The organism is Pseudomonas sp. NFACC02 (assembly GCF_900110765.1).
Lineage (GTDB): Bacteria > Pseudomonadota > Gammaproteobacteria > Pseudomonadales > Pseudomonadaceae > Aquipseudomonas.
The window spans coordinates 245,108-265,928 of the sequence record NZ_FOEO01000001.1 but is presented as its reverse complement, the minus strand read 5'-3'; the positions used below and the strand labels follow the sequence as shown (position 1 = coordinate 265,928).

At 59.6% G+C, this 20,821-nt stretch carries 15 protein-coding genes; 6 read left to right on the top strand and 9 right to left on the bottom strand.

The window, feature by feature from the left end; genetic code table 11:
• Positions 1–8: 8 nt before the first annotated feature.
• Complete coding sequence (locus BMY73_RS01350; protein ID WP_092404464.1) at positions 9–794, top strand: sulfite exporter TauE/SafE family protein; 786 nt, start codon at positions 9–11, stop codon at positions 792–794.
• 49 nt (positions 795–843) lie between these two features.
• A complete protein-coding gene (locus BMY73_RS01345; protein ID WP_092404462.1) occupies positions 844–1,416 on the top strand; it encodes a GNAT family N-acetyltransferase in 573 nt (190 codons plus the stop codon).
• Between the two features lie 80 nt (positions 1,417–1,496).
• Here the strand turns inward: BMY73_RS01345 and BMY73_RS01340 are convergent, their stop codons facing one another.
• The gene (locus BMY73_RS01340; RefSeq protein ID WP_062388864.1) at positions 1,497–1,826 is read right to left on the bottom strand and encodes a hypothetical protein; all 330 of its coding nucleotides are present in this window, start codon (positions 1,824–1,826) and stop codon (positions 1,497–1,499) included.
• A 649-nt stretch (positions 1,827–2,475) separates the two neighbouring features.
• On the opposite strand from BMY73_RS01340, the gene BMY73_RS01335 reads away from it, so the two are divergent.
• Together BMY73_RS01335 and BMY73_RS01330 are read left to right on the top strand one after the other, a co-directional pair.
• Positions 2,476–3,459: a threo-3-hydroxy-L-aspartate ammonia-lyase gene (locus tag BMY73_RS01335; RefSeq protein WP_092404460.1), complete on the top strand. Its 984-nt coding sequence runs from the start codon at positions 2,476–2,478 to the stop codon at positions 3,457–3,459.
• A gap of 107 nt (positions 3,460–3,566) precedes the next feature.
• Positions 3,567–3,875 (top strand): PDC sensor domain-containing protein, encoded by a 309-nt coding sequence (locus tag BMY73_RS01330; RefSeq protein ID WP_139214059.1) that lies wholly within the window; start codon positions 3,567–3,569, stop codon positions 3,873–3,875.
• Between the two features lie 110 nt (positions 3,876–3,985).
• On the opposite strand, the gene glgX is transcribed toward BMY73_RS01330, so the two are convergent.
• The 6 genes from glgX to glgA form a co-directional block, all read right to left on the bottom strand.
• Positions 3,986–6,172 carry a glycogen debranching protein GlgX gene (glgX, locus tag BMY73_RS01325; RefSeq protein WP_092404456.1) on the bottom strand — a complete coding sequence of 729 codons (2,187 nt, stop codon included), beginning with the start codon at positions 6,170–6,172 and terminating at the stop codon, positions 3,986–3,988.
• Positions 6,173–6,357: 185 nt separating this feature from the next.
• On the bottom strand, positions 6,358–6,792 hold the full coding sequence (locus tag BMY73_RS01320; protein ID WP_092404454.1) for a DUF2934 domain-containing protein: 435 nt from the start codon (positions 6,790–6,792) through the stop codon (positions 6,358–6,360).
• Between the two features lie 17 nt (positions 6,793–6,809).
• The gene (locus BMY73_RS01315) at positions 6,810–9,608 is read right to left on the bottom strand and encodes a malto-oligosyltrehalose synthase (protein ID WP_092404452.1); all 2,799 of its coding nucleotides are present in this window, start codon (positions 9,606–9,608) and stop codon (positions 6,810–6,812) included.
• Entirely contained in the window at positions 9,605–11,674 is a 2,070-nt protein-coding gene (gene malQ / locus BMY73_RS01310; RefSeq protein WP_092404450.1) for a 4-alpha-glucanotransferase, read from the bottom strand. Before malQ ends, BMY73_RS01315 begins: the two co-directional genes overlap by 4 nt.
• Positions 11,664–13,478 carry a malto-oligosyltrehalose trehalohydrolase gene (treZ, locus tag BMY73_RS01305; protein WP_092404448.1) on the bottom strand — a complete coding sequence of 605 codons (1,815 nt, stop codon included), beginning with the start codon at positions 13,476–13,478 and terminating at the stop codon, positions 11,664–11,666. The genes malQ and treZ overlap by 11 nt, the downstream gene beginning before the upstream one ends.
• A 26-nt stretch (positions 13,479–13,504) precedes the next feature.
• Positions 13,505–15,091 (bottom strand): glycogen synthase GlgA, encoded by a 1,587-nt coding sequence (glgA, locus tag BMY73_RS01300; RefSeq protein WP_062388842.1) that lies wholly within the window; start codon positions 15,089–15,091, stop codon positions 13,505–13,507.
• Positions 15,092–15,694: 603 nt separating this feature from the next.
• Between glgA and BMY73_RS01295 the strand changes: the two genes are divergently transcribed.
• Both BMY73_RS01295 and BMY73_RS01290 read left to right on the top strand, forming a co-directional pair.
• A complete protein-coding gene (locus tag BMY73_RS01295; RefSeq protein ID WP_092404446.1) occupies positions 15,695–16,186 on the top strand; it encodes a GNAT family N-acetyltransferase in 492 nt (163 codons plus the stop codon).
• A 456-nt stretch (positions 16,187–16,642) separates the two neighbouring features.
• The gene (locus tag BMY73_RS01290) at positions 16,643–18,190 is read left to right on the top strand and encodes a TerC family protein (protein WP_092404444.1); all 1,548 of its coding nucleotides are present in this window, start codon (positions 16,643–16,645) and stop codon (positions 18,188–18,190) included.
• Between the two features lie 126 nt (positions 18,191–18,316).
• Here the strand turns inward: BMY73_RS01290 and BMY73_RS01285 are convergent, their stop codons facing one another.
• Both BMY73_RS01285 and BMY73_RS28230 read right to left on the bottom strand, forming a co-directional pair.
• A complete protein-coding gene (locus BMY73_RS01285; protein WP_092404442.1) occupies positions 18,317–20,062 on the bottom strand; it encodes a phosphoethanolamine transferase CptA in 1,746 nt (581 codons plus the stop codon).
• 334 nt (positions 20,063–20,396) lie between these two features.
• Positions 20,397–20,570 carry a DUF6026 family protein gene (locus BMY73_RS28230; RefSeq protein ID WP_092404440.1) on the bottom strand — a complete coding sequence of 58 codons (174 nt, stop codon included), beginning with the start codon at positions 20,568–20,570 and terminating at the stop codon, positions 20,397–20,399.
• Positions 20,571–20,821: the final 251 nt, after the last annotated feature.

Genomic DNA, 20,821 nt, shown 5'->3' with positions numbered 1-20,821 from the left:
GCATGACAATGGATTTTGGCAATATAGGTTTCGTCGTTGCAGGTTTGTTGGTCGGGTTCATTGTCGGCATGACTGGCGTTGGAGGCGGTTCGCTGATGACGCCGATTCTGTTGTGGTTCGGCATCAATCCTGCCACGGCCGTCGGCACCGATCTGCTGTACGCCGCCATCACCAAAAGCGGCGGCGTGCTGGTGCACAAAAAGAACGACAACATCGACTGGGGCATCACCGGCTGGCTCACGCTCGGCAGTGTGCCCGCCGCGGGGCTGACGCTGTGGTTTCTCAGCAGCCTGCATACAGCGCCCGAAGCGATGAATTCGGTGATCAAGCAGGGGTTGGGGTTTGTCCTCCTGCTCACCGCGCTGGCCATTTTTTTCAAGCAGCGCTTGCTTGCGTTCGCACATCGTCATGCTGGTGATCACTATCGCCTGAGCGACAAGAGCCTTAACACCCTGACCGTGATCACAGGCGTGGTGCTGGGGGGCATGGTGGCGTTGACCTCCATCGGTGCGGGCGCCCTGGGCACTGTTGCGTTGTTTATCCTCTATCCGTTCCTCGACACCCGTCGACTGGTGGGCACCGAGATCGCCCACGCCGTTCCATTGACCCTGATTGCAGGGCTCGGTCACGCCAGCATGGGCAACATGAACTGGTCGATGCTGGGCTTCCTGTTGATGGGCTCGTTGCCGGGCATCTACATGGGCAGTCATCTGACCGGCCGTATTCCTGACACTGTCCTGCGTCCGTGTCTGGCCGTGATGTTGATCGCCATCGGCTACAAACTCGCGTTCTGAGCACGGCGTCGTCGCCACTCCGAGCCTTGCCCCCAAGGAGATCCGACTGATGGATATCATCGCCGAACCCCAACGGATCCATCTGGTTACGGAGCGCCTTGTCCTTCGCCCGGCCCTGGGCGGGGATGCCGCGCAAATCCAGGCGTACAACATCCGCAACCGCAAGCATCTCCAGCCCTGGCAGCCGACCCGTCCTCCCGGTTTTTACGCGATCGAGAACGTCATTCGCCGCGTCAGCTTCATCGAGCAGGAACGGCTCGCGGGACGCGCCTTGCACCTGTTGATCTGCGAGCGGGACAGTGGCGAGATGATCGGCGAATGCAACTTCAGCAACATTGTCCTCGGCGTATTCCAGGCCTGCCACTTGGGTTACTCGCTGGCAGAGCAGGCACAGGGCAGGGGCCTGATGACGGAGGCCCTGCGCAAAGCGATCGGCTACGTGTTCGAGGACCTGCAACTGCACCGGATCATGGCCAACTATCGGCCAGAAAACGAACGCAGTGCACGGGTGTTGTCAGGGTTGGGGTTCCAGCGAGAAGGCTTTGCCCGTTCCTATCTGAAGATCAATGGCGAGTGGGCAGATCATGTGCTGACGGCGCGGGTGAATCCCGATCAGCACTGACCGGTTGCACCTGAGCCGCGACAACGAAAAACGCCGCGGGCCACTCGATAATCGAATGACCCGCGGCGTCAGGGTACGACTCAGCAGAGCCTGTCGATGACGCGTACGCCAGGTTCTTTCTGAGCGCTGCCCCATGCACTGCTCAGGGTGTCGAGTACCTGACCGAGGAACTGCTTGTCGGCAGCTGCTTTTTTGCCGACATAGCCTTGGCCTTTGCGGTACATCCTCAGTCGTGCACGCATGTGCGGGTGTTGTTCGTCGAACTGTTGTTCCTCGGTGCATGCACCCAGGCTGTCCATATGCACATCACCTTTCTCACAGACCCAGAGAATGTGGCTATCGAGGGAGTCCTTCTGCGCCGCGAACAGTCGAGCCAGTTGATCAATGGTAGGTTGATTGTTCAGATTCATGACCGGATACCCCTTTGTGCCTATTCGTTAATCTATCTGGTTAGTTCAAACGCAATGGCGAATCGTCCATCGATCCGCAGTCCTTTTACACGCTGACAAACAAGGTCCGTCGGTACACAGAGCCGGTACCGGGCGGTCTGGATGTAGTGAAAAGAAGAGGCTGCTACGGCATGTCGATACAGAGGAGAGAATCAGCGGGCGTCATGAGGACACTGGCGACGATGCGTGGTCGACCACAAGTGTCATGAGGACGTTTCGCCAGCGCTCGGCCTTTGGGTCGATCATGCCGGTTCAGCTCTTCAATCTGCCTTGTGGGCAGCCCACATCCAGAGGTTGTCCGACGGCTATGTCGAACGGGCCCGGAATACTTTTGCCAGCTCTCCCGATCGGGGAGACGCTTGAACTATGCCGTTACGAAAAAGCTTCGTCAACCATTTTGTAGTGAATATTTTCGCTCGCTACATATTTTGTAGTTTCAATACACAAAGGTCGATTCGTGACTACAAAGTCAGTGAAGTCGGGGGTTTCAAGCGGCGAAAAGCTGCCGTCAAAAAAATTGGCGAAGGCAGAGATTGCTTGTCCGTGGGAAATCCATACAAAGTAGCCGATGGACCTGCCTGTTGGCTCAACCCGACCTTTGAGGATGAATATGGACACCCTCCCACTGACGAACCTCGTGCTTCCCACCTATGACGACGTGGTCGCCGCTGCCGCACGCATAGAAGGCCATGCCCACAAGACACCGGTGTTGACCTCGCGCACGGCAAACCGTGAGTTGGGTGCCGAGGTGTTCTTCAAGTGTGAAAATTACCAGAGGATGGGGGCGTTCAAGTTTCGCGGCGCGTTCAATGCGTTGTCGACGTTCGATGCCACGCAACGCAAGCATGGCGTGGTCGCGTTCTCCTCCGGCAATCACGCGCAGGGCATCGCACTGTCGGCCCGATTGTTGGGCATCCCTGCAACCATCGTCATGCCCCACGATGCTCCGGCTGCCAAGGTCGCCGCGACGAAAGAATATGGCGCGACGGTCGTGCGCTATGACCGTTACACCCAAGACCGTGAGGCGATTGGGCGGCAGCTCGCCCACGAGCAAGGCCTGACATTGGTCCCGCCTTACGATCACCCGCACATTCTCGCCGGGCAGGGCACGGCGGCCAAAGAACTGTTCGAAGAGGTCGGCGCGCTGGACGCGCTGTTCGTCTGCCTGGGCGGCGGCGGTTTGCTCAGCGGGTCAGCGTTGGCCACTCGCGCGCTGGCACCCGATTGCAGGTTATACGGCGTCGAGCCCGAAGCCGGTAACGACGGTCAGCAATCGCTGCGTAGCGGACGCATCGTCAAGATCGAAACGCCGAAAACCATCGCCGATGGTGCACAGACCCAGTACCTGGGCAACTACACCTTCGGCATCATCCAGCGCGACGTCGACGACATCCTCACCGCCAGCGACGGGCAACTGGTCGAAGCCATGCGCTTCTTCGCCGAGCGCATGAAAATGGTTGTCGAGCCCACGGGATGCCTGGGATTCGCAGCCGCCCGGGCCATGGCGAGCGAACTGAAAGGACAGCGCGTCGGTGTGATCATCAGCGGCGGCAATATCGACCTGGGTACCTATGCAGCGCTGCTGGCGCGCTAGGCCATGCTTCTTCGCCGCTCCGGCCCGCATGCACCAAAAAGCATCTGAACCGCGCGTCGAGCGCCTTGGCGACGATGCAGGGCGACGTGCAGGCCGCCGAGTGCTTCATGTTCGATACCCTGCAGCGCGATCAGCGTTTCGAGTTGTTCTACCTGGTGGACCGCACCGGCACGCAGATCAGCGAGAACATCGGGTTGGAGAAGGATAGCGCCTCACCCAACTGCAAGGGCCGCAACTGGGTTCAGCGGCCCTGGTTTCGTGAAGTGGCGGAACACCTCACCAGCCACATTACGCCGGCTTATCGTTCTTCCGCGACGGATGCGTTCTGCATAACGGTGTCGGTGCCGATCTTTGCCGCGAACGGGCAGTTGCATCGGGTATTGGCGGCCGATGTGAGGTTATCGGCCTTGGTGTGACACGGAGCATGCCCTTCAGAAGGAGGGCATGCAGGCGTATGGAGGGCGTGAGCTGAAAACGCAGGGTCGAGAGTCCGCAGGACCGTGAGCACGATCCTGCGGAACCAGGGTCAAGCCTGACTTTCCTTTTGCAGCTCGAACAGCAGCAATGAACGCGGCGTCACTGTGTACTCCGTGCCGAATTCAAACTGTTCCTTGCCTTTGATTTCGGGCTGATTGGTGTCGACCAGGCAGGTCCAGTTCACACCCTCCGGCACCTCCGGCAGGGTAAAGTTGACGCCTTCATGGTGCGCGTTCACCACCAGCAGCAAGGTCGCTTCGGAGCCTCGACGACGAATCCCGGTTTCCTGAGCGCGGCCGTCCATCAGCATGCCCAGGCAGCGGCCATTGCTGTCTTCCCACTGCTCGATGGTCATCTCCTCACCGCTCGGCGAGAGCCAGGTGACATCCTTCACGCCCAGGTCTTCGTTGTAGTCACCGACCAGGAAACGCCCGCGACGCAGGATGGGATAGGTCATACGCAGCTTGATCAGGCGTTTGACGAAGGTGTGCAGCGCCTTGCCGTCCTCGTCCCAATCCCAGTTGACCCAGCCAATCTCGCTGTCCTGACAATAGGCGTTGTTGTTGCCGTGCTGGGTGCGGGCAAACTCGTCGCCGGCCACCACCATCGGCGTGCCTTGAGAGAACAGCAGCGTGGCGAAGAAGTTACGCATCTGACGCAGGCGCAGTGCGTTGATTTCCGGGTCTTCGGTCGGGCCCTCGACGCCATGGTTCCAGGAGCGGTTGTCGTTGCTGCCGTCCTGGTTGTTCTCGTCGTTGTCCTCGTTGTGCTTGTCGTTGTAAGAGACCAGATCGTGCAAGGTGAACCCGTCGTGCGCCGTGACGAAGTTGACCGACGCATAAGGCCGGCGACCGCGCTGGTTGAACATATTGCCCGAGGCGGTCAGGCGGCTTGCGAGGTCGGCCAGTTGACCTTCGTCGCCTTTCCAGAACGCACGTACGGTGTCGCGAAACTTGTCGTTCCATTCCGCCCAGCCCGGCGCGAACTTACCGACTTGATAGCCGCCAGGACCGCAATCCCAAGGCTCGGCAATCAGTTTGACCTGACGCAGCACCGGATCCTGCCGGCACGCCACGAGGAAGCTGTGGCGCTCGTCGAAACCGTCGTGATAGCGGCCGAGGATGGTTGCCAGGTCGAACCGGAAACCGTCCACGTGCATCTCGCTCGCCCAGTAGCGCAGGGAGTCAGTGACCATCTGCAACACGCAAGGGTGGCTCAGGTCGAGCGTGTTGCCGGTGCCGGAGTCGTTGATGTAAAAACGCTTGTCGTCGGGCATCAGACGGTAATACGAGGCGTTGTCGATGCCGCGCATGGACAGGGTCGGACCGCGTTCGTTGCCTTCGGCAGTGTGGTTGTAGACCACGTCCAGAATGACCTCGAGCCCGGCATGGTGCATGTGCGCGACCATCTCTTTGAACTCGGCGATTTTGCCATGGGCCAGGAACCGCGGGTCGGGCGCGAAGAACGCGATCGTGTTGTACCCCCAGTAGTTGGTCATGCCCTTTTGCAGCAGGTGCTGGTCGTTGACGAACGCGTGGATCGGCAGCAGCTCGACGGATGTCACGCCCAGCCCCTTGATGTGCTGAATGACGTCATCGACCATCAAGCCGGAAAACGTACCTTTGATTTCGTCCGGTACGGACGGATGACGCATGGTGAAACCGCGCGTGTGGGTCTCATAGAAAATGGTCTTTTCCCACGGCACGTTGACCCGCTGATCGCGGCCCCATGTATAGGCCGGATCGATGACCTTGCACTTGGGAACGAACGGTGCGCTGTCGCGTTCGTCGAAGCTCAGATCCTCATCCGGGTGACCTATGGTGTAACCGAACAGCGCTTCGGACCACTTCAGCTTGCCGACCAGTTGCTTCGCATAGGGATCGATCAGCAGCTTGTTGTGGTTGAAACGGTGGCCGTTTTTCGGGTCATAAGGGCCGTACACGCGGTAGCCGTATACCAGCCCCGGGTGAGCATCAGGCAGATAGCCGTGAAAAATCTCGTCGGTGTATTCAGGGAGCTCGATGCGCTCCAGTTCTTCCTCACCGGTGGAGTCGAACAGGCACAGCTCGACCTTCGTGGCATTGGCCGAAAAGATAGCGAAGTTGACGCCCAGGCCATCCCAGTTGGCGCCAAGGGGGAAGGGCAGACCTTCACGGATGCGCGTCGCATTGACCTGCGGGCTGTCAGCCTGGGCGGATTCATTCTGGGGGGATGTTTTTTTCTCTTGCTTGCTCATGTGTATTCCTGACGTGCGAATGATTTCCTGAGGGCGAACGAAGCCTGTGTCGCAGGCTGGGACTGCGCCATTCCTGATCCATTGATAAAACAAGCGGGTAAATGCCGCAGGGGGGTGTGATCGTTTTCAGGCGATCCCTGCGGCAAGGGTCTGCTGCGCGATGGATATTCGTCGACGACGAATACTCAGGGCGCGGGCGGCTTGGCGGCCGGCGGTGTTTTCTTTGCGGCCGGTTTGGCGGCGGGCTTGGCAGCAGGTTTTGCAGCGGGCTTGGCAGCCGTCGCATCGGCGCTGGCAGCCTTTGGCTTCGCGGCTGGTTTAGCTGGCGCCTTGGCAGCGGGCTTGGCCGCCGGTTTAGCGGCATCTTTCGCAGCGGGCTTGGCGGCTGCTTTGGCCGGCGCCTTCGCTGCAGGTTTTGCGGCTGCTGCTTTAGGCTCGGCCTTGGCGTCCGGTTTGGCTTTGGCGGTCTTGCTGGCGGCGGCTTTTTTCGGCGCTTTGGCCTCAGCCTCTGCCAGCTTGCGGGCCATTTCCCAATGACGCGCGTCCTGACCGTGGGGCTTGCCCTCCGTTTCCCAGATCTGGTGGGCTAGCTCACTGATTCTCTTTTCGTCGGCACTCATCTCGACACTCCCGGGTATTACAAGGTTTGAATAAGCAGGTTTACAGAAAATTCCTTGAGCGCTGCGCTGAGCGACAATTCCTTGTTGGTTGTGACTGTAGCCTGCGAAAAAAGTCCCTTCCAATTTGGATTTGAATCAGCGAACGGCAGGAGGATTCGTGTATCGCCCCAATGTGTTGCGTTGATCAATGGAGTTTGCGCGGTGCCCAATAGTTCAGCCGGCAAACGTGGAACCACAACAATAGCCCGCTGACCTCCTTTTTCCCGGGCAAATGCCAGGACGTGTCCGGCGTGTTCGCCCATCACGTCAAGCGGTTGGTATCGGCCTTCACTGAACAGGTCAGGGTATTGATTTCGCAGCATGAGCACCTGCGCGATCAAGGCCTGTTTGATCCGGCCGTCCTGCCACTGGGTAAGCAGCTCGCTGACCCCCACGGACTCGCCCAGGGCGCGTTCGCGAGCGGGATAATCGACCGGACGGCGGTTGTCCGGATCGACCAGGCTGAAGTCCCAGAATTCGGTGCCCTGATACAGATCAGGAACACCGGGCACCGTCATTCGCAGCAAAGTTTGCGCCAGACTGTTCAGGGCGCCCGCCGGAGCGATTCGATTGGCTGTGGCACCGATGGACTGACGCAAGGCGAGCGCCTCGGGGCTCAGCAGCAGGCGCTGCAAGAACTCGCGGCAGGCCGTTTCATACGCTTCGTTGGGCGCGCTCCAGCTGCTTTGGAGTTTGGCTTCGCGCAGGGCTTTTTCCTGCCATTGCACGAGACGCTTGGCGTAATCCTGAAACGCGCTTTCACCCTCAAGGCCAAACGGCCAACTGCCCAATATCGCCTGGTAGAGCATCAGCTCGTCGCCCGGGCTGATGTGGGTTTCGGCCGCTTTAAGCGGGGCGGACAGTTGCTGCCAGCGTTCGACCTGTTCGGCGTACCAACCGGCCTGTTCACTGAGCACTGCAAGACGGGTCCGCGTGTCTTCACCGCGCTTGTGATCGTGGGTCGCCGTGGTGAGCAGATTGTCCGGGAAGTGTGCACCGCGTTCGATGCACGCGTGATGGAACGCTTCCACCGGTGCACTGAAATGTTGCGGATGAAAGCCCACATCGTTGCGTGACAGCAACACGGCCGAGCGGTAGAACGAGGTGTCCTCGACCGATTTGGCCGCGACCGGCGAGGTCAGCTGCTGAAAGCGGTTATGGGCTTTGCGGCGCATCTCGCGAAGCGGGCCTGCCGGGTAGTCACGCAGGCGTTCGCCGCCCAGCCAGCGCTGAAGGTAATCGAGCACCGGCCAGTCGCCTTCGCTGAGCATTTCCCGCGCGCCTGTCATCGCCTGCTGGAAGAAGCGTTCATCTTCCTCGCAACGTCCGCTGGCGGTGATGTAGGTGCGATACACCGGGAAGTTGCTGACCAGCGCCAGCAACGAGCGGCGGATCGCGCCCAGGGTCAGATCGCGGCTCATGACGTCACTGCGTGCCACCTGAAGCAGCGCTTGAGCAAGGTTTTCGAAGTCGCCGGCCAGGGTGCCGTGCAGTACCAGGTCCCGGGCTTCCAGTACTTCCTGGTTAAAGTCGGCCGTACGTCCACTGACTCGGCTCCACAGCTCACCCAATACCGCTTCGCCTTTGGGATCGTGCTGCAGCAACGACACCTGGTTCATGAATTCGTAACCCGTGGTGCCGTCGACGTTCCAGTCCTGACGCAACGGCTCATCGACGCCCAAGATCTTCTCGACGAAGATCGGCACGTGATCCAGTTCGGTGCCCGCAGGACGTTGGCTCAGCAAGCTGTCGACGCGGCGCCGTAGTTTGCGGCAATAGCCGCGCGGGTCGGCAAGACCGTCGATGTGGTCGATGCGCAGGCCGTCCACCAGGCCCTCTGCGATGAGCTCGAAAATCTTTGCATGGGATGCCTCGAACACCTGCGAGCGCTCGACCTTGATGCCGCCCAGCTCGTTAATGTCGAAGAAGCGCCGCCAGTTGATATCGTCGCCAGCGGTGCGCCAACTGGCCAGGCGGTAGTCCTGACGCTCGAGCAGACGGTGCAGCTTGTTAAAGCCTTCCGGCTGCCGCGAATCGAATTGCGTAAGGCCCGTTTCGATGGATTGCGTCAGGTCCGGTTTGGCCTTCAGCAACGTCACCAGTTCGGCTTTGATGCTTTGCGCTTCCTGGTAGGCGTCTGCACGCTCGTCGAGCCGCGCAAAACGCTCCACCAGCTGATCCAGCTCCGGACGGTTGGCCGCCTTCAGCAACGGGCCGTAGGTGCCGGGGTTGATCGGGAAATGGTGCTGGTAATGTTCAACGCGGAAACTGCCGTGCTCACTGTCGAACCGCAGAGGCACCTCGCCATTCTGCAGCACGGTGCCGTAGTCGGTGCTGAGAAACGGCAGCAACAGTTGGCCCTTGAGCAGTGGGTCAGGCGAATTCCACTGGATGTCGAAGAACTTGGCGTACGGGCTGCGTTGACCCCACTCGAGCAGGTCCAGCCACCAGGGGTTGTCCGCGCCACCCACGGCCATGTGGTTGGAAACGATGTCCAGAATGAGCCCCATGCCGTGTTGCCGCAGCGCGGCCACCAGTCGCCGCAAGGCAGGTTCTCCGCCCAGCTCAGGGTTGATGACCCTCGGGTCGACCACGTCGTACCCGTGCATCGAGCCCGCTCGCGCCTTGAGCAACGGCGAGGCGTATACGTGGCTGATGCCCAGCCTGGCAAAGTAGGGAACAAGCTCGACGGCGTGATCCAGGGTGAAGTCTTTGTGGAACTGCAGACGTTGTGTTGCGCGCAGGGATTTTAATGGTGGATTGACAGACTGACTCATTGATCACGCTCCGCGGCCTGCAGTCGAGCCGCAGCCAGTATTTCCAGGCGCCGTGCAGCGTTGGCATTGTCCAGCAGTGTGGCGCTGTCTCCGGGCAGTCGACGACGCCAGTTGGGATGGCTGTCGATGGTGCCGGGCAGGTTGGCCTGTTCTTCGATGCCCAGTGCGTCTTCGATGGGCAGCAGCACCAGCGGTGCAGGGGTGTGCCCCAGATAACGCACGCTGCCGTCGATGAGGTCGCTGTCGGAGCTGTCGTGCATGCCGTAACTTTCCTTCAGCGCCGCGCGCAGACCCTGACGCTCGCGTTCTCGACCTTCGCGCCAATGACGTTCGGTGTCGTCATCGATGTGGCCCAGCGTCTTGTTCCACTCAATGTCCAATTCACTGAGCCAGCCGGTCAACGTGGGCAGGTCATGAGTGCTGGTGGTCGCCAAAGCGTCTCTGGACCATTTAATGATCGGTTTGAACTGCCCGTCGTTTTGTTCGAACAACAGCACGCGCATGCCCAGAATGCCGCGGGCGGAGAGTTTTTCGTGCAGGCCGTCGGGCACCGTGCCGAGGTCTTCACCCAGCACGATTGCCTTGTGGCGCCAGGACTCCAGGCACAGCAGGCGCAGCATGTCGTCCAGCGGATAGTTCAGGTAAGCGCCTTCGCTGGGCGGTGAACCCAATGGCACCACCCACAGGCGCTGCAAGCCCATGACATGGTCAATGCGCAGACCGCCTGCATGGGCGAAATTGGCCCGGAGCATCTCAATGAAGGCGCGAAACCCGTTACGTCTGAGGCCCGTGGGCGAAAATGCCGAAATGCCCCAGCTTTGACCGGAGCGATTGAGAATATCGGGTGGCGCACCGACGGTCAGTGCGGACAGCAATTCATCCTGACGGCTCCAGGCCTGGCTCCCCGCACCGTCGGCGCCGACCGCCAGATCGCCGATCAGGCCCACGCTCATGCCACTGCTACGCGCTGCCGTTTGCGCACGCTCCAGACCTCGGGCAATCAGCCACTGGGCGAAGGCATGGAAACCAATCTGCTCGCTGTGGCTGGCCGCGAAGTCGTCAATCGCCTTGCTGCGAGGGCTCTTGTATTGCTCCGGCCACTCGTGCCAGTTGCCGCTGATGCCGAGCAGGTCGCACTGATCGCGCATGGCCTCGAACCGGCAGTGGTTTTCCAGTGCTTCACCGCCGGCGTGACGAAAGCTGTTGAAATCTTCGTGCAGCGGATGGTCACTGGCGATGAAGGCAGCGTACAGCGCGCGCAAGACTTTCCACTTGGCCGAGGCCGCTGCGGGCCAGTCGATCAAGGGAAGCGTTTCAAGGCGCTTGAGTTCCGCACCCAGGCCTGTTTCCTCGATTGCCATGCGCACGGCGCGCTCGCCGAGGATCGCGCCGGGTGCGGCGTACAGTGCGTTGAGGAACAGACGACTCGAAGGGGAGTACGGACTGAAGCGTTCGCTATCACTGGCGAACATGGCGTGGACCGGACTGATTGCGACCGCGGCCGCACCCCGCTCGCCAGCCGAGCGGACAAAGTTTTCAAGGGCCTGGGTATCGCCGAAACCGCCGTCGCCCTCGCGACGCAGGTAGTACAACTGCAACGTCAGGCCCCAGGCACGGGGCACGGCAACATCGGTGGCCATGGCCAGCGTGTAGGCCGTTTTCGGGGCGACAGCAATGGTCAGGTGCTGACCATCGATTGCCAGTTGCTGATAACCCACGGTCGCCAGCGCGGGCAGTTCGGCGTTGGCGGTGAGCTTTGCATCCAGACGAGACCCGTCCTCCAGTTCGAGCACGAAGGGTGTTTCGGGTTTGAACCAGGGCGAAAGGTCGAGGTTGGTGCCGTGGTCGACCGTCAGCAGCGGTGGAGGCGAGGTGGAAAGGCGCTGGTCTTGCAGACGCTTGAGGCTTGCAGTGATCTGTTCATCGTTTTCAGCCGGGTAACCCAGGCCGTCGAGGACTTTGCGTAACACCTCTGGGCTCACCCGTTGCGGTCGTGCGTTGGCGTCTTTCCAGTCGACCGACAATCCTGCCTCGGCCGCCAGCATTTCCAGTTGCTCATTGCTCATCCTGTTCCTCCACAACGTCACTCGATATCAGGCTGACAATGGCCGTGTATGGATTGAGGCTGCCGCGTTGGGAAAGTTCTGCCGATTTTGGATGAGACTCATAAAGAACGTGCTGCACCGGGTGCTCGTCGATCTCGACCTTGTGCGCCCCAAGATTGAGATCGATGCGCAGGGTGCTGCCATCGCCCAACCGCCAGCGTGCGCTGACGGCTTTTTCCGCCAACACCTCGGCGCCGAGGGCCTCGGCGCCTGACAGACGCGGCACAATATGCGCGCGACGGATGTCCAGCAGCGTTCGATACAGTTCCAGCCAGTTGCGATGGTCCTGCCCCTTGTCGGTTTCCAGCAGCAGGGCATCCACGGCGGGGCGCGACGCCTCGAAGGTCTGCAAGGCATTCGGATCGGGGATGCGCTCGCGTTGAGCCGGGTCTGCGAATGCAGCGAAGTCGGCGAATTCGCCGCGACGGCCTTCGCGAACCGCGTCGGCGAGTTCGTCATGGAAGTCGGTGAAAAACAGGAACGGCTCGCTTGCACCCCATTCATCGCCCATGAACATCAACGGAATCATCGGCGACAACAGCAACAGGGCTGTCGCTGCGCGCAACGCTTCGGGCGGACACAGTTGCACCAGCCGCTCACCGAGGGCGCGGTTGCCGATCTGGTCATGATTCTGCAGAAACAGCACGAAGGCGGTCGGGGGCAGGTGCGCGCTGGGTTCGCCTCGAGCGTGACCGTGGCGGGTGGATTCGCCCTGATACACGAAGCCTTCGCTCAACAGACGTGCCAGCTTATGGGTGGGCTCGTGGGCGAAATCTGTGTAGTACGCATCCGTTTCGCCAGTCAGAAGAACATGCAGCGTGTTATGGCCGTCATCGTTCCACTGAGCGTCGTAGCCTTGATCCATGCGACTGGCTTCGTTGAACTCGTTTTCCAGCATCAGCCAGACATGGCGCTCGGATGACGTGTTCTGCCTGACGCGCTCGGCCAGCTCAGTGAGGAACGTCGGGTCTTCAATGGCATGCACGGCGTCGAAACGCAGACCATCGAAGCGGTACTCCAGCAACCACATCAGGCTGTTGTCGATGAAGAAGTCACGCACTTCACGACGCCGGAAATCGATGGCATCGCCCCACGGCGTCTTTTTATCACTGCGGAAGAAGTGCTTGGCGTAGCTCCCCAAATAATTACCGTCGGGCCCGAAGTGGTTGTAGACCACATCCAGAATCACCATCAGACCAAGGCCGTGGGCCGTGTCGATCAGGTGCTTTAGCTGCTCCGGGGTTCCATAGGAGGACTGCGGCGCGTACGGCAAGACCCCGTCGTAGCCCCAGTTGCGGTTGCCGGGAAACTGCGCGATGGGCATTAACTCGATGGCCGTGATGCCGATGTCCGCCAGCCGTTGCAGATGGCGTTCGACTCCGGCAAATCCACCCAGTGCACCTACGTGCAACTCGTAGATGACCGCTTCATGCCAGGGACGACCGAGCCACGCAGCGTGCTGCCACGTGTAGGCATTTGGGTCGATGACCACGCTGTAGCCATGCACCTCGCTGACCTGAGCCCGGGAAGCCGGGTCAGGTACCAGAAGGTCTTCATCGATTTTGTAGCGGTATCGCGTGCCCGCCGGGCATCGTGTTTCGAGGACAAACCAGCCATCGTCCTGCGGCAGCAGGGCCAGTGACGGCCCATCCTCTAACTCGACGCTGACGTAATAGGCATCCGGCGCCCAGAGGGCGAACCGAGTGTGTTCAGGATCCAGCAAGACGGCGCCGTGGCGCCAGCTTTTATCCGTGCGCGAAGGCATCCGTTACCCCTTTTCCAGTTCATGAATCAGTATTGCAGCGCAGCACCCACGTTCTTCTTCAACAGTTCCTGATAGAGATCGGCATACGGTTCTACCGCTTTGTGCCAGTCGAACGGAGCAGCCATGGCGCGGCACCGCATAGCGTTGAGCAGTGGCGGGTTAGCAAAGACATTGAACGCACGCGTCAGCGCTTCGGTATAGCTCTCCACCGTCGACTCATCGAACAGGAAGCCGGTGCATCCGTCTTCGATGGTGTCCGCCAGGCCGCCAGTACGGCGTGCGACCGGCAGCGAACCAAAGCGCTGGGCGTACATCTGACTCAGCCCGCACGGTTCATACCGTGATGGCATCAGCAGGAAGTCGCTGCCGGCGAACATGCGACGGGCATCGGTTTCGTTGAAGCCGACCCGTACGCTGATCTGACCGGGAAAACGAGCGGCGAGGGCGCGCATGGCGTCTTCTTCTTCCGGTTCTCCACGGCCGATGATCGCAATCTGACCACCGTTTTTGACGATGTACTCAGACACCCCGATGGTCAGGTCCAGGCCCTTTTGATAAACCAGACGGGAGACCACCGCGAACAGCGGGCCGGTAGAGGGTTCAAGCTCGAACAGCTCGCGCACGTGATCGGCGTTGATCTCCTTGCGCGTCCACTCGTTGGGACCGAAGCGGCAGATCAGGTGTTCGTCGGTCGCGGCATCCCAGCTTTCGTCGATGCCGTTAGGGATCCCGCTGAGCTGACCTCGATTGGCCTTGCTCTGGAGGAAGCCTTCCAGGCCGCAACCGAAGTCTGGCGTGGTGATTTCCTTGGCGTACGTCGCGCTGACGGTGGTGATGTGGCTGGCGTAGGCCATACCGGCCTTGATGAACGACAGCCGGCCGTAAAACTCCATGCCATCGGGCCCCAGTGCCTCATCGGGAATACCCAGCTCGCGACTCGATGCCGTGCTGACAAAACCCTGATACGCCAGGTTGTGAATAGTGAAAATGCTCGGCGTGCTCTGACCGCGCCACTTCATATAGGCGGGTGCAAGGCCTGCTGGCCAATCGTGGGCATGAACGAGTTCCGGGCACCACTGGGTTTTCACCGCCCCGGCGGCGAAGTCGGCGGCTGCCAGCCCCAGGCGCGCAAAACGGATGTGGTTGTCGGACCAGTCGCGACCCTGATTATCGCCATAGGGCGTGCCTTCGCGCTCGTAGAGTTCAGGGCAGATCAGCACATAAATGACCAGACCGTCTTTCATGTCCATACGGCCGATCTTGCAGGGAGGCAGCGCGGCGTGGCCGCTCAGCTCACTGATGATGTGAATCGGGTTACCGCTATTGATGACCTGTGGATAGCCGGGAATCAGCACGCGTACATCGTGCAGGTGGCGCATGGCGCGCGGCAGTGCAGCAGACACATCACCCAGACCGCCGGTTTTTACCAGATCGGCCATTTCCGATGTCACGAACAGGATTTTCTTCCTGTTCGCCATTGACATGCCTGGTTGTACAGGGGGCAGTTGCAGCAAAGGTGCGCTCGTCGTTGCGAAGACCGGCAGATGGGTCAGCTCGCTGGCCGGCTGATTAAAACTCTCTCCCTTCTGGGTTTTGACAGCGGCACTAATCATCGTTTTCTCCCATTCGATACGCAGTGTTGGTACAGCACATGAGTTGTAATTGGCCATGTCCGTTGGCCAGGCACACAAGGCCTACGCAAAATCGATACCCATTTACCGACTGCATAGTGAAGGACAAGGTGATAGCGGCCTCTGCTCGGGCTTCAACCAATAGCATAGGCGCTCTAATGTGCTGACCCAGTGCATTATCAGAAGTTTCGACTTTTTTTCTGGGAAATGTCTGGCACGCGGGATGGCGCGTTTTTGTAGGAAAAAATTCATCTCGCTACACCAAGTTGCTGACCGCGTCGTGCGCCGTTCTGGCGCACTCAAAGGGTTAAAAATAGCGCCGATACCGTCGGTCGGATTGTTCGACAATCAAACCAGTACACCGCGGATTCCGTCGTCTTTGAGGGCCTTCTGCCGGCGAGTCGGATCAGCACATTGGATGTATCGCCTTTTCTCGGTGCGGGGAAGCGCAAATCTTGTGCATAACGAGAAATTTCCTACTTCTGTATGGGGATATCTTGGTGCGCACCACGGTAGAATTCCGCCCACGAGACAAAACGGCGTCCCGCCGGTTGCCCATACCCCCCTGAATGTTAGAGGAAGTCAATGCAAGCCCCTGAGGTTCTGGTCCTGCAAGCCAGTTACACCAACCCGGTCCACGCTGAAGCCATCGGTTTCCTGCTCAATCAATATGCCGAAGATGCCATGGGCGGCGGCGAGTCCTTGTCACTGGACACTCGTCAGCAACTGGCGATCGAATTGGCCAAACGACCCCATGCGTTCAGCGTGCTGGCGTTTATTGCGGGTGAGCCGGTCGGGCTGGTCAACTGCTTCGAAGGTTTTTCTACCTTTGCCTGCCGGCCCCTGGTGAACATCCACGATGTCGCCGTCATTGCCAGCGCACGAGGGCAGGGCATCAGCCAGAAAATGCTGGCCAAGGTCGAAGAGATCGCCCGTCAACGCGGCTGCTGCAAAATGACCCTTGAGGTGCTCGAAGGCAATGAAGTAGCGCTCGGCGCCTACCGCAAACTCGGGTTTTCCGACTATCAACTCGACCCGCAAATGGGCAGAGCGCTGTTCTGGCAAAAAGCGTTGTAGTGCTTGAGTGGCGAGAGCCTGATTCAAGCCTGCCGCAGCGAATTCATTCGTCCGGCCTGTGTGCAACGGGAACCGAGTTTCCAGGAGCTGTGCCGGGCGAATCGATTCGCTTCCACAACGGACGCCTGCGGGCGCGGTCCTGTCCCATAGCGGCCAGGCACATCCTGGGGTGTTGCCCGGGCAACACTGTTCATAACATTTGTAACAGTTCTGTCCTGTAAGACCCTTCCCCCGCCGAGATAGGATCGCGTCCCGTATTCATCTCAGGACGCTCATGTCTCTTTCACTGGAACCTCCCAGTTGTCGATCTCGTTCGCTGAACGTTCACGGCTGCCTTTCGCTACTTTGCGCTGATCTGCGCCTCCTCCACTTTTCATTCGCGTGTACCGTTCCCGATTCCGTGACGTCGGTCGTTCACGTACCTGTCCTTTCGCCGCCCCCAAGGAATAACTGACCATGGAATGGATTGCAGATCCAACGGCCTGGCTTGGCCTCCTCACGCTCATCGTTCTGGAACTGGTGCTGGGCATCGACAACCTGGTGTTCATCGCCATCCTGGCCGACAAGCTGCCACCGGAGCAGCGTGATCGCGCGCGGGTGCTGGGGTTGTCGCTGGCGCTGATCATGCGTCTCGGGCTGCTGGCGAGCATCTCCTGGATGGTAACGCTGACCGAGCCTCTGTTTGACGTCTTCGGCAAGTCCTTCTCGGGTCGCGATCTGATCATGCTATTCGGCGGCATCTTCCTGCTGTTCAAAGCAACGATGGAGTTGCACGAGCGGCTGGAAGGACACGTCGCTCAGAAGACCGGCAGTGCGACCTACGCCTTGTTCTGGCCAATCGTCGCGCAGATTGTCGTGCTCGATGCCGTGTTCTCGCTGGATGCGGTGATCACGGCGGTGGGCATGGTCGATGAACTGTCCATCATGATGATTGCGGTCGTGTTCTCCATCGCCATCATGATCGTCGCCAGCAAACCGCTGACCGCTTTCGTCAACGCGCACCCCACCGTGATCATGCTGTGCCTGGGCTTCTTGATGATGATCGGCTTCAGCCTGACGGCCGATGGCCTGGGGTTCCACATTCCCAAAGGTTACCTGTACGCAGCGATCGGTTTTTCAATCCTCATTGAGGTCTTCAACCAGATCGCGCGTTCGCGCCGCAAACGCAGTCTCAAAGGGCATTTACCCCGCCGCGAGCGCATGGCGCACGCGGTGCTGCGCCTGCTGGGCGGGCGCAAACCGGATGTTGAGGAGGTGGGCGAGGACATCGTGGACATGCTGGAAGGCGATACCGATGAAGTCGTCTTCGATCGCCGGGAGCGCGTCATGATCAGCGGCGTCCTGCAGCTCGCGCAGAAGCCGATTCGCAATGTGATGACCGCGCGTACCGACGTCGACATGATCGATCTGGATGACGACGAAGCCGTTATTCGTCAGCGATTGGTGGCGTCGTCTTACTCCCGCCTGCCGCTTATTCGGGGTGGGCGGGTGGAAGAGCCACTGGGCTTTGTGCACAAGAAAGAGTTGCTTAACGGCTTGCTGGCGGGGGGCGCCCCGAATCTTGAACACCTGGCGCGCACCACGATCAACTTGCTCGACAGCTTTTCGATTCTCAATGCGCTCGACCAGATGCGGGCGGAGTCGACGCACATCGCGTTTGTGGTCAATGAATTCGGCGATTTTGTCGGCATTCTGAGCATGACCGACATCCTCGAGTCCATTGCCGGAGAACTGCCGGATGCGAGCGAAGCGGACGGTCCCGGTCTGGAGGAGGAGGGTGACAGCGTGCGGGTCGACGCGTCGATGAGCCTGACTCACCTTCGCGAGCGGATTGGCTTCAAGGCGCCCGCGACCGACGAATACCAGACGTTGGCGGGTCTGATCATGAGTTTGCTGGACCGTCTGCCGGTGTCGGGCGATGAGGTGCAATGGGAGGGCTGGCGCTTGAAAGTGGTCCAGGTACAGGAGCGCCGGGTGACCCGCGTGCTGATGCGCAAGCTGTGACACGGACGCGCTGAATACACGCGTAGATACGATGCGTAAATAAGTAGATACGACGCGACGCGTAAATACAAAGAAGGCCTGCATTGCGCAGGCCTTCTTTTTTACATCGCACCTGAATGCGACGGATTACTTGGCGGCCACTTCAGGCGTTGTCTGAGGCTGTTTGGCAACCTTTTCCATCACCGCAAAATCACTCAGGCCCTTCTGCGCATAAGGATCGCCGATCAGGCGCGGACGCGCCTTGAAGTCCAGGCTCACGAGGCTCTTGGTGGTGTCCAGTTCGTCAAAGCTCAGGCCGGCCAGTTGCGCCCACGTATGAATCAGGTTCGAACTGGTATAAGGACGGTCTTGAATACTGTCGAAATTCCAGTCGTGTGTCTGGCGCCACTTGGGTGAGGCGTACGCGATGAAGGGCACGGTGTACATCGGAATCGTCGGCTTGGCTTCGTTCCTGCCCAGCGTGTTGTGTCCCGCCGAGTCGTAGACGTCTTCACCGTGGTCGGACAGGTACAGCAGGAAGCCGTTCGGGTCCGCCTTGCTGTATTCCTTGATCAGACTGGAGACCACGAAGTCGTTGTACAACACCGCATTGTCGTAGCTGTTATAGAGCTCAAGCTTGCTGTCATCGATCGCCGCAGGCACGCCGTCACGACCGGTGAATTTTTCATAGTCCTGCGGGTAGCGGTACTGATAGCTCATGTGCGTCCCCAGCAGGTGGACGACGATCAGCTTGCGCGGTGCGGCATCGGTCAAGGCTTTGGCAAACGGTTCCAGCACATCGCCATCGTACTGGCGAGCGTTCTGGTTGCGGTTGTTGTTCAGGTAAACCTGCTCGTCAGCCTGCTCGGAGAACGTTGTCAGCATGGTGTTGCGTTTGGTCATCGTCTGCTGGTTGGTGATCCAGAACGTCTTGTAGCCTGCCTGTTTCATCACGCTGACAATGGAGGGTGTCTTCAAATACAGGTCCGGGTTTTCCTCGTCGGCGAAGGTCAGAACCTGCTGCAGCGCTTCGATGGTATAGGGACGCGGGGTGATAACATTGTTGAACACCTGCAACTGATCTTTCATCGCGTCCAGGTTCGGCGTGGTCTGGCGCGGATAGCCATAAAGGTGCATGCGGCCCCGGTTGGTGGACTCGCCGATGACCAATACCAGCGTGGTTGGCAGGCCGGCCTGTTGGTCCTTGAGGTTATTCAAGGGTGGGATGTTCGTGCTGCTGGTCAGCATGGCCTGCATGCTGTCCAGTTGCTGCGTGTAGCGGTGATAGGCCACCAGCATCTGCCAGGGCACTGCTGGCTCGATGCGCGATTCGAACGCTTCAAGGCCTGATGCCATGTCGTCGTGACGCGCCATCTGCTTGGCCAGCGGATAGCCGATGATTGCCACCAGCAGGGCGGTCGCGACAACCCAGGCGCGCCCTCGCGGCACGTAGACCGGGCGCAGACGCGTCCATAGGAAAATCGCGAAAGCGGTATGGGCAATAAACGCCAGGACAATCCACCAGGCGAAATACTGAGTCATGTACTCGCCCGCTTCAGAGATGTTCGACTCGAACATGATGAAGATGACGCTTTGCGAAAATTCTTGCTGGTAGATGAAGAAGTAGCCCAAGCTCGCCATCGAGCAGGCCCACAACACCACCCCGATGACCGCGGCCATGATCCGGGTCTTGTTGGGGAACAACAGCATGGGTGCCAGCCAGATGCCGCTCATCACGAACGCCTGACGGAACCCGGCGAAACCGGTAATGCCCGTCAGCTGAATCAGCAGTTGAGTGATCCCGGAAAAATACCAGAAGAAGACAAACAGCCAGACCAGTCCGGCCCAGTCGAAACCTTTCGGAGCCGGGGAGCTCCCTTTCATAGTTGCCATCAAGCGCTCCAGCTATGGATCTTTCATGCGACGGAGCAAGGCCGTCGCGTCGTGCAGGTGTAAGGGCCGCGCTATCCGACAAGGGTCGGCAGACGGCTCACACAAAGGTGCGCAAGTATGGTGATCGGCAGGTGAAAAAAATGTGAGTCGGGGGCAGGAGCGCGTCTAAAAGCACGGAATCGTGAATTTTCAAGGAGCAGGAACATTACAGAATGTGTCTGGTCCGACGGAAGACGCCCGTTGAAAGACGTTGGGAGAAGTGTGAAGGGTAGGCAACAGGCGGGCAAGCCGGCAGATCGGGCTTGCCGCGAACGGTCGGGACAATCGGGATAGATCAGGCCTGCAGGGCGGTACCGGGTGCCATGAGCTGGGTGTGCTGCAGCATCAGGGTCAACTGGGCAACTTTCTTTTTCAACTGATCGCGTTCGGCCTTGAGCTGGCTCAATTCGTCGCGACGGACGGTAACGTACAGGGTCTGTGGAACGCTTGCCGGTAGTACTGTGCCCATTGCTCACCTCGCAAATGGCGGATTCAACGTCGTAAAGGTTCAAGCAATGACGCAATCGCTGACCGACGTGTCCGTGCTCTTACTTCTATCGGCGCGAATTCTGATTTCTTTTGAGCGAAAAAGGAACTTTTTTATTTTTTAAGGTCGCGAACGTTTCCTGATCGCGAAAAACGGCGTCATAGGGCAGGCTTGACGCTTGAACATGAAACTATTTTTACCGGGAAACCTTCGTTTGCCTCCCCGGACTAACC

What these genes read in the sequence shown, in the direction of transcription:
- BMY73_RS01350 (WP_092404464.1), top strand. Translation starts at nt 9, where the DNA reads ATGGATTTTGGCAATATAGGTTTCGTCGTTGCAGGTTTGTTGGTCGGG.
- BMY73_RS01345 (WP_092404462.1), top strand. Translation starts at nt 844, where the DNA reads ATGGATATCATCGCCGAACCCCAACGGATCCATCTGGTTACGGAGCGC.
- BMY73_RS01340 (WP_062388864.1), bottom strand. Translation starts at nt 1,826, where the DNA reads ATGAATCTGAACAATCAACCTACCATTGATCAACTGGCTCGACTGTTC.
- BMY73_RS01335 (WP_092404460.1), top strand. Translation starts at nt 2,476, where the DNA reads ATGGACACCCTCCCACTGACGAACCTCGTGCTTCCCACCTATGACGAC.
- BMY73_RS01330 (WP_139214059.1), top strand. Translation starts at nt 3,567, where the DNA reads ATGTTCGATACCCTGCAGCGCGATCAGCGTTTCGAGTTGTTCTACCTG.
- glgX (WP_092404456.1), bottom strand. Translation starts at nt 6,172, where the DNA reads ATGAGCAAGCAAGAGAAAAAAACATCCCCCCAGAATGAATCCGCCCAG.
- BMY73_RS01320 (WP_092404454.1), bottom strand. Translation starts at nt 6,792, where the DNA reads ATGAGTGCCGACGAAAAGAGAATCAGTGAGCTAGCCCACCAGATCTGG.
- BMY73_RS01315 (WP_092404452.1), bottom strand. Translation starts at nt 9,608, where the DNA reads ATGAGTCAGTCTGTCAATCCACCATTAAAATCCCTGCGCGCAACACAA.
- malQ (WP_092404450.1), bottom strand. Translation starts at nt 11,674, where the DNA reads ATGAGCAATGAGCAACTGGAAATGCTGGCGGCCGAGGCAGGATTGTCG.
- treZ (WP_092404448.1), bottom strand. Translation starts at nt 13,478, where the DNA reads ATGCCTTCGCGCACGGATAAAAGCTGGCGCCACGGCGCCGTCTTGCTG.
- glgA (WP_062388842.1), bottom strand. Translation starts at nt 15,091, where the DNA reads ATGATTAGTGCCGCTGTCAAAACCCAGAAGGGAGAGAGTTTTAATCAG.
- BMY73_RS01295 (WP_092404446.1), top strand. Translation starts at nt 15,695, where the DNA reads ATGCAAGCCCCTGAGGTTCTGGTCCTGCAAGCCAGTTACACCAACCCG.
- BMY73_RS01290 (WP_092404444.1), top strand. Translation starts at nt 16,643, where the DNA reads ATGGAATGGATTGCAGATCCAACGGCCTGGCTTGGCCTCCTCACGCTC.
- BMY73_RS01285 (WP_092404442.1), bottom strand. Translation starts at nt 20,062, where the DNA reads ATGGCAACTATGAAAGGGAGCTCCCCGGCTCCGAAAGGTTTCGACTGG.
- BMY73_RS28230 (WP_092404440.1), bottom strand. Translation starts at nt 20,570, where the DNA reads ATGGGCACAGTACTACCGGCAAGCGTTCCACAGACCCTGTACGTTACC.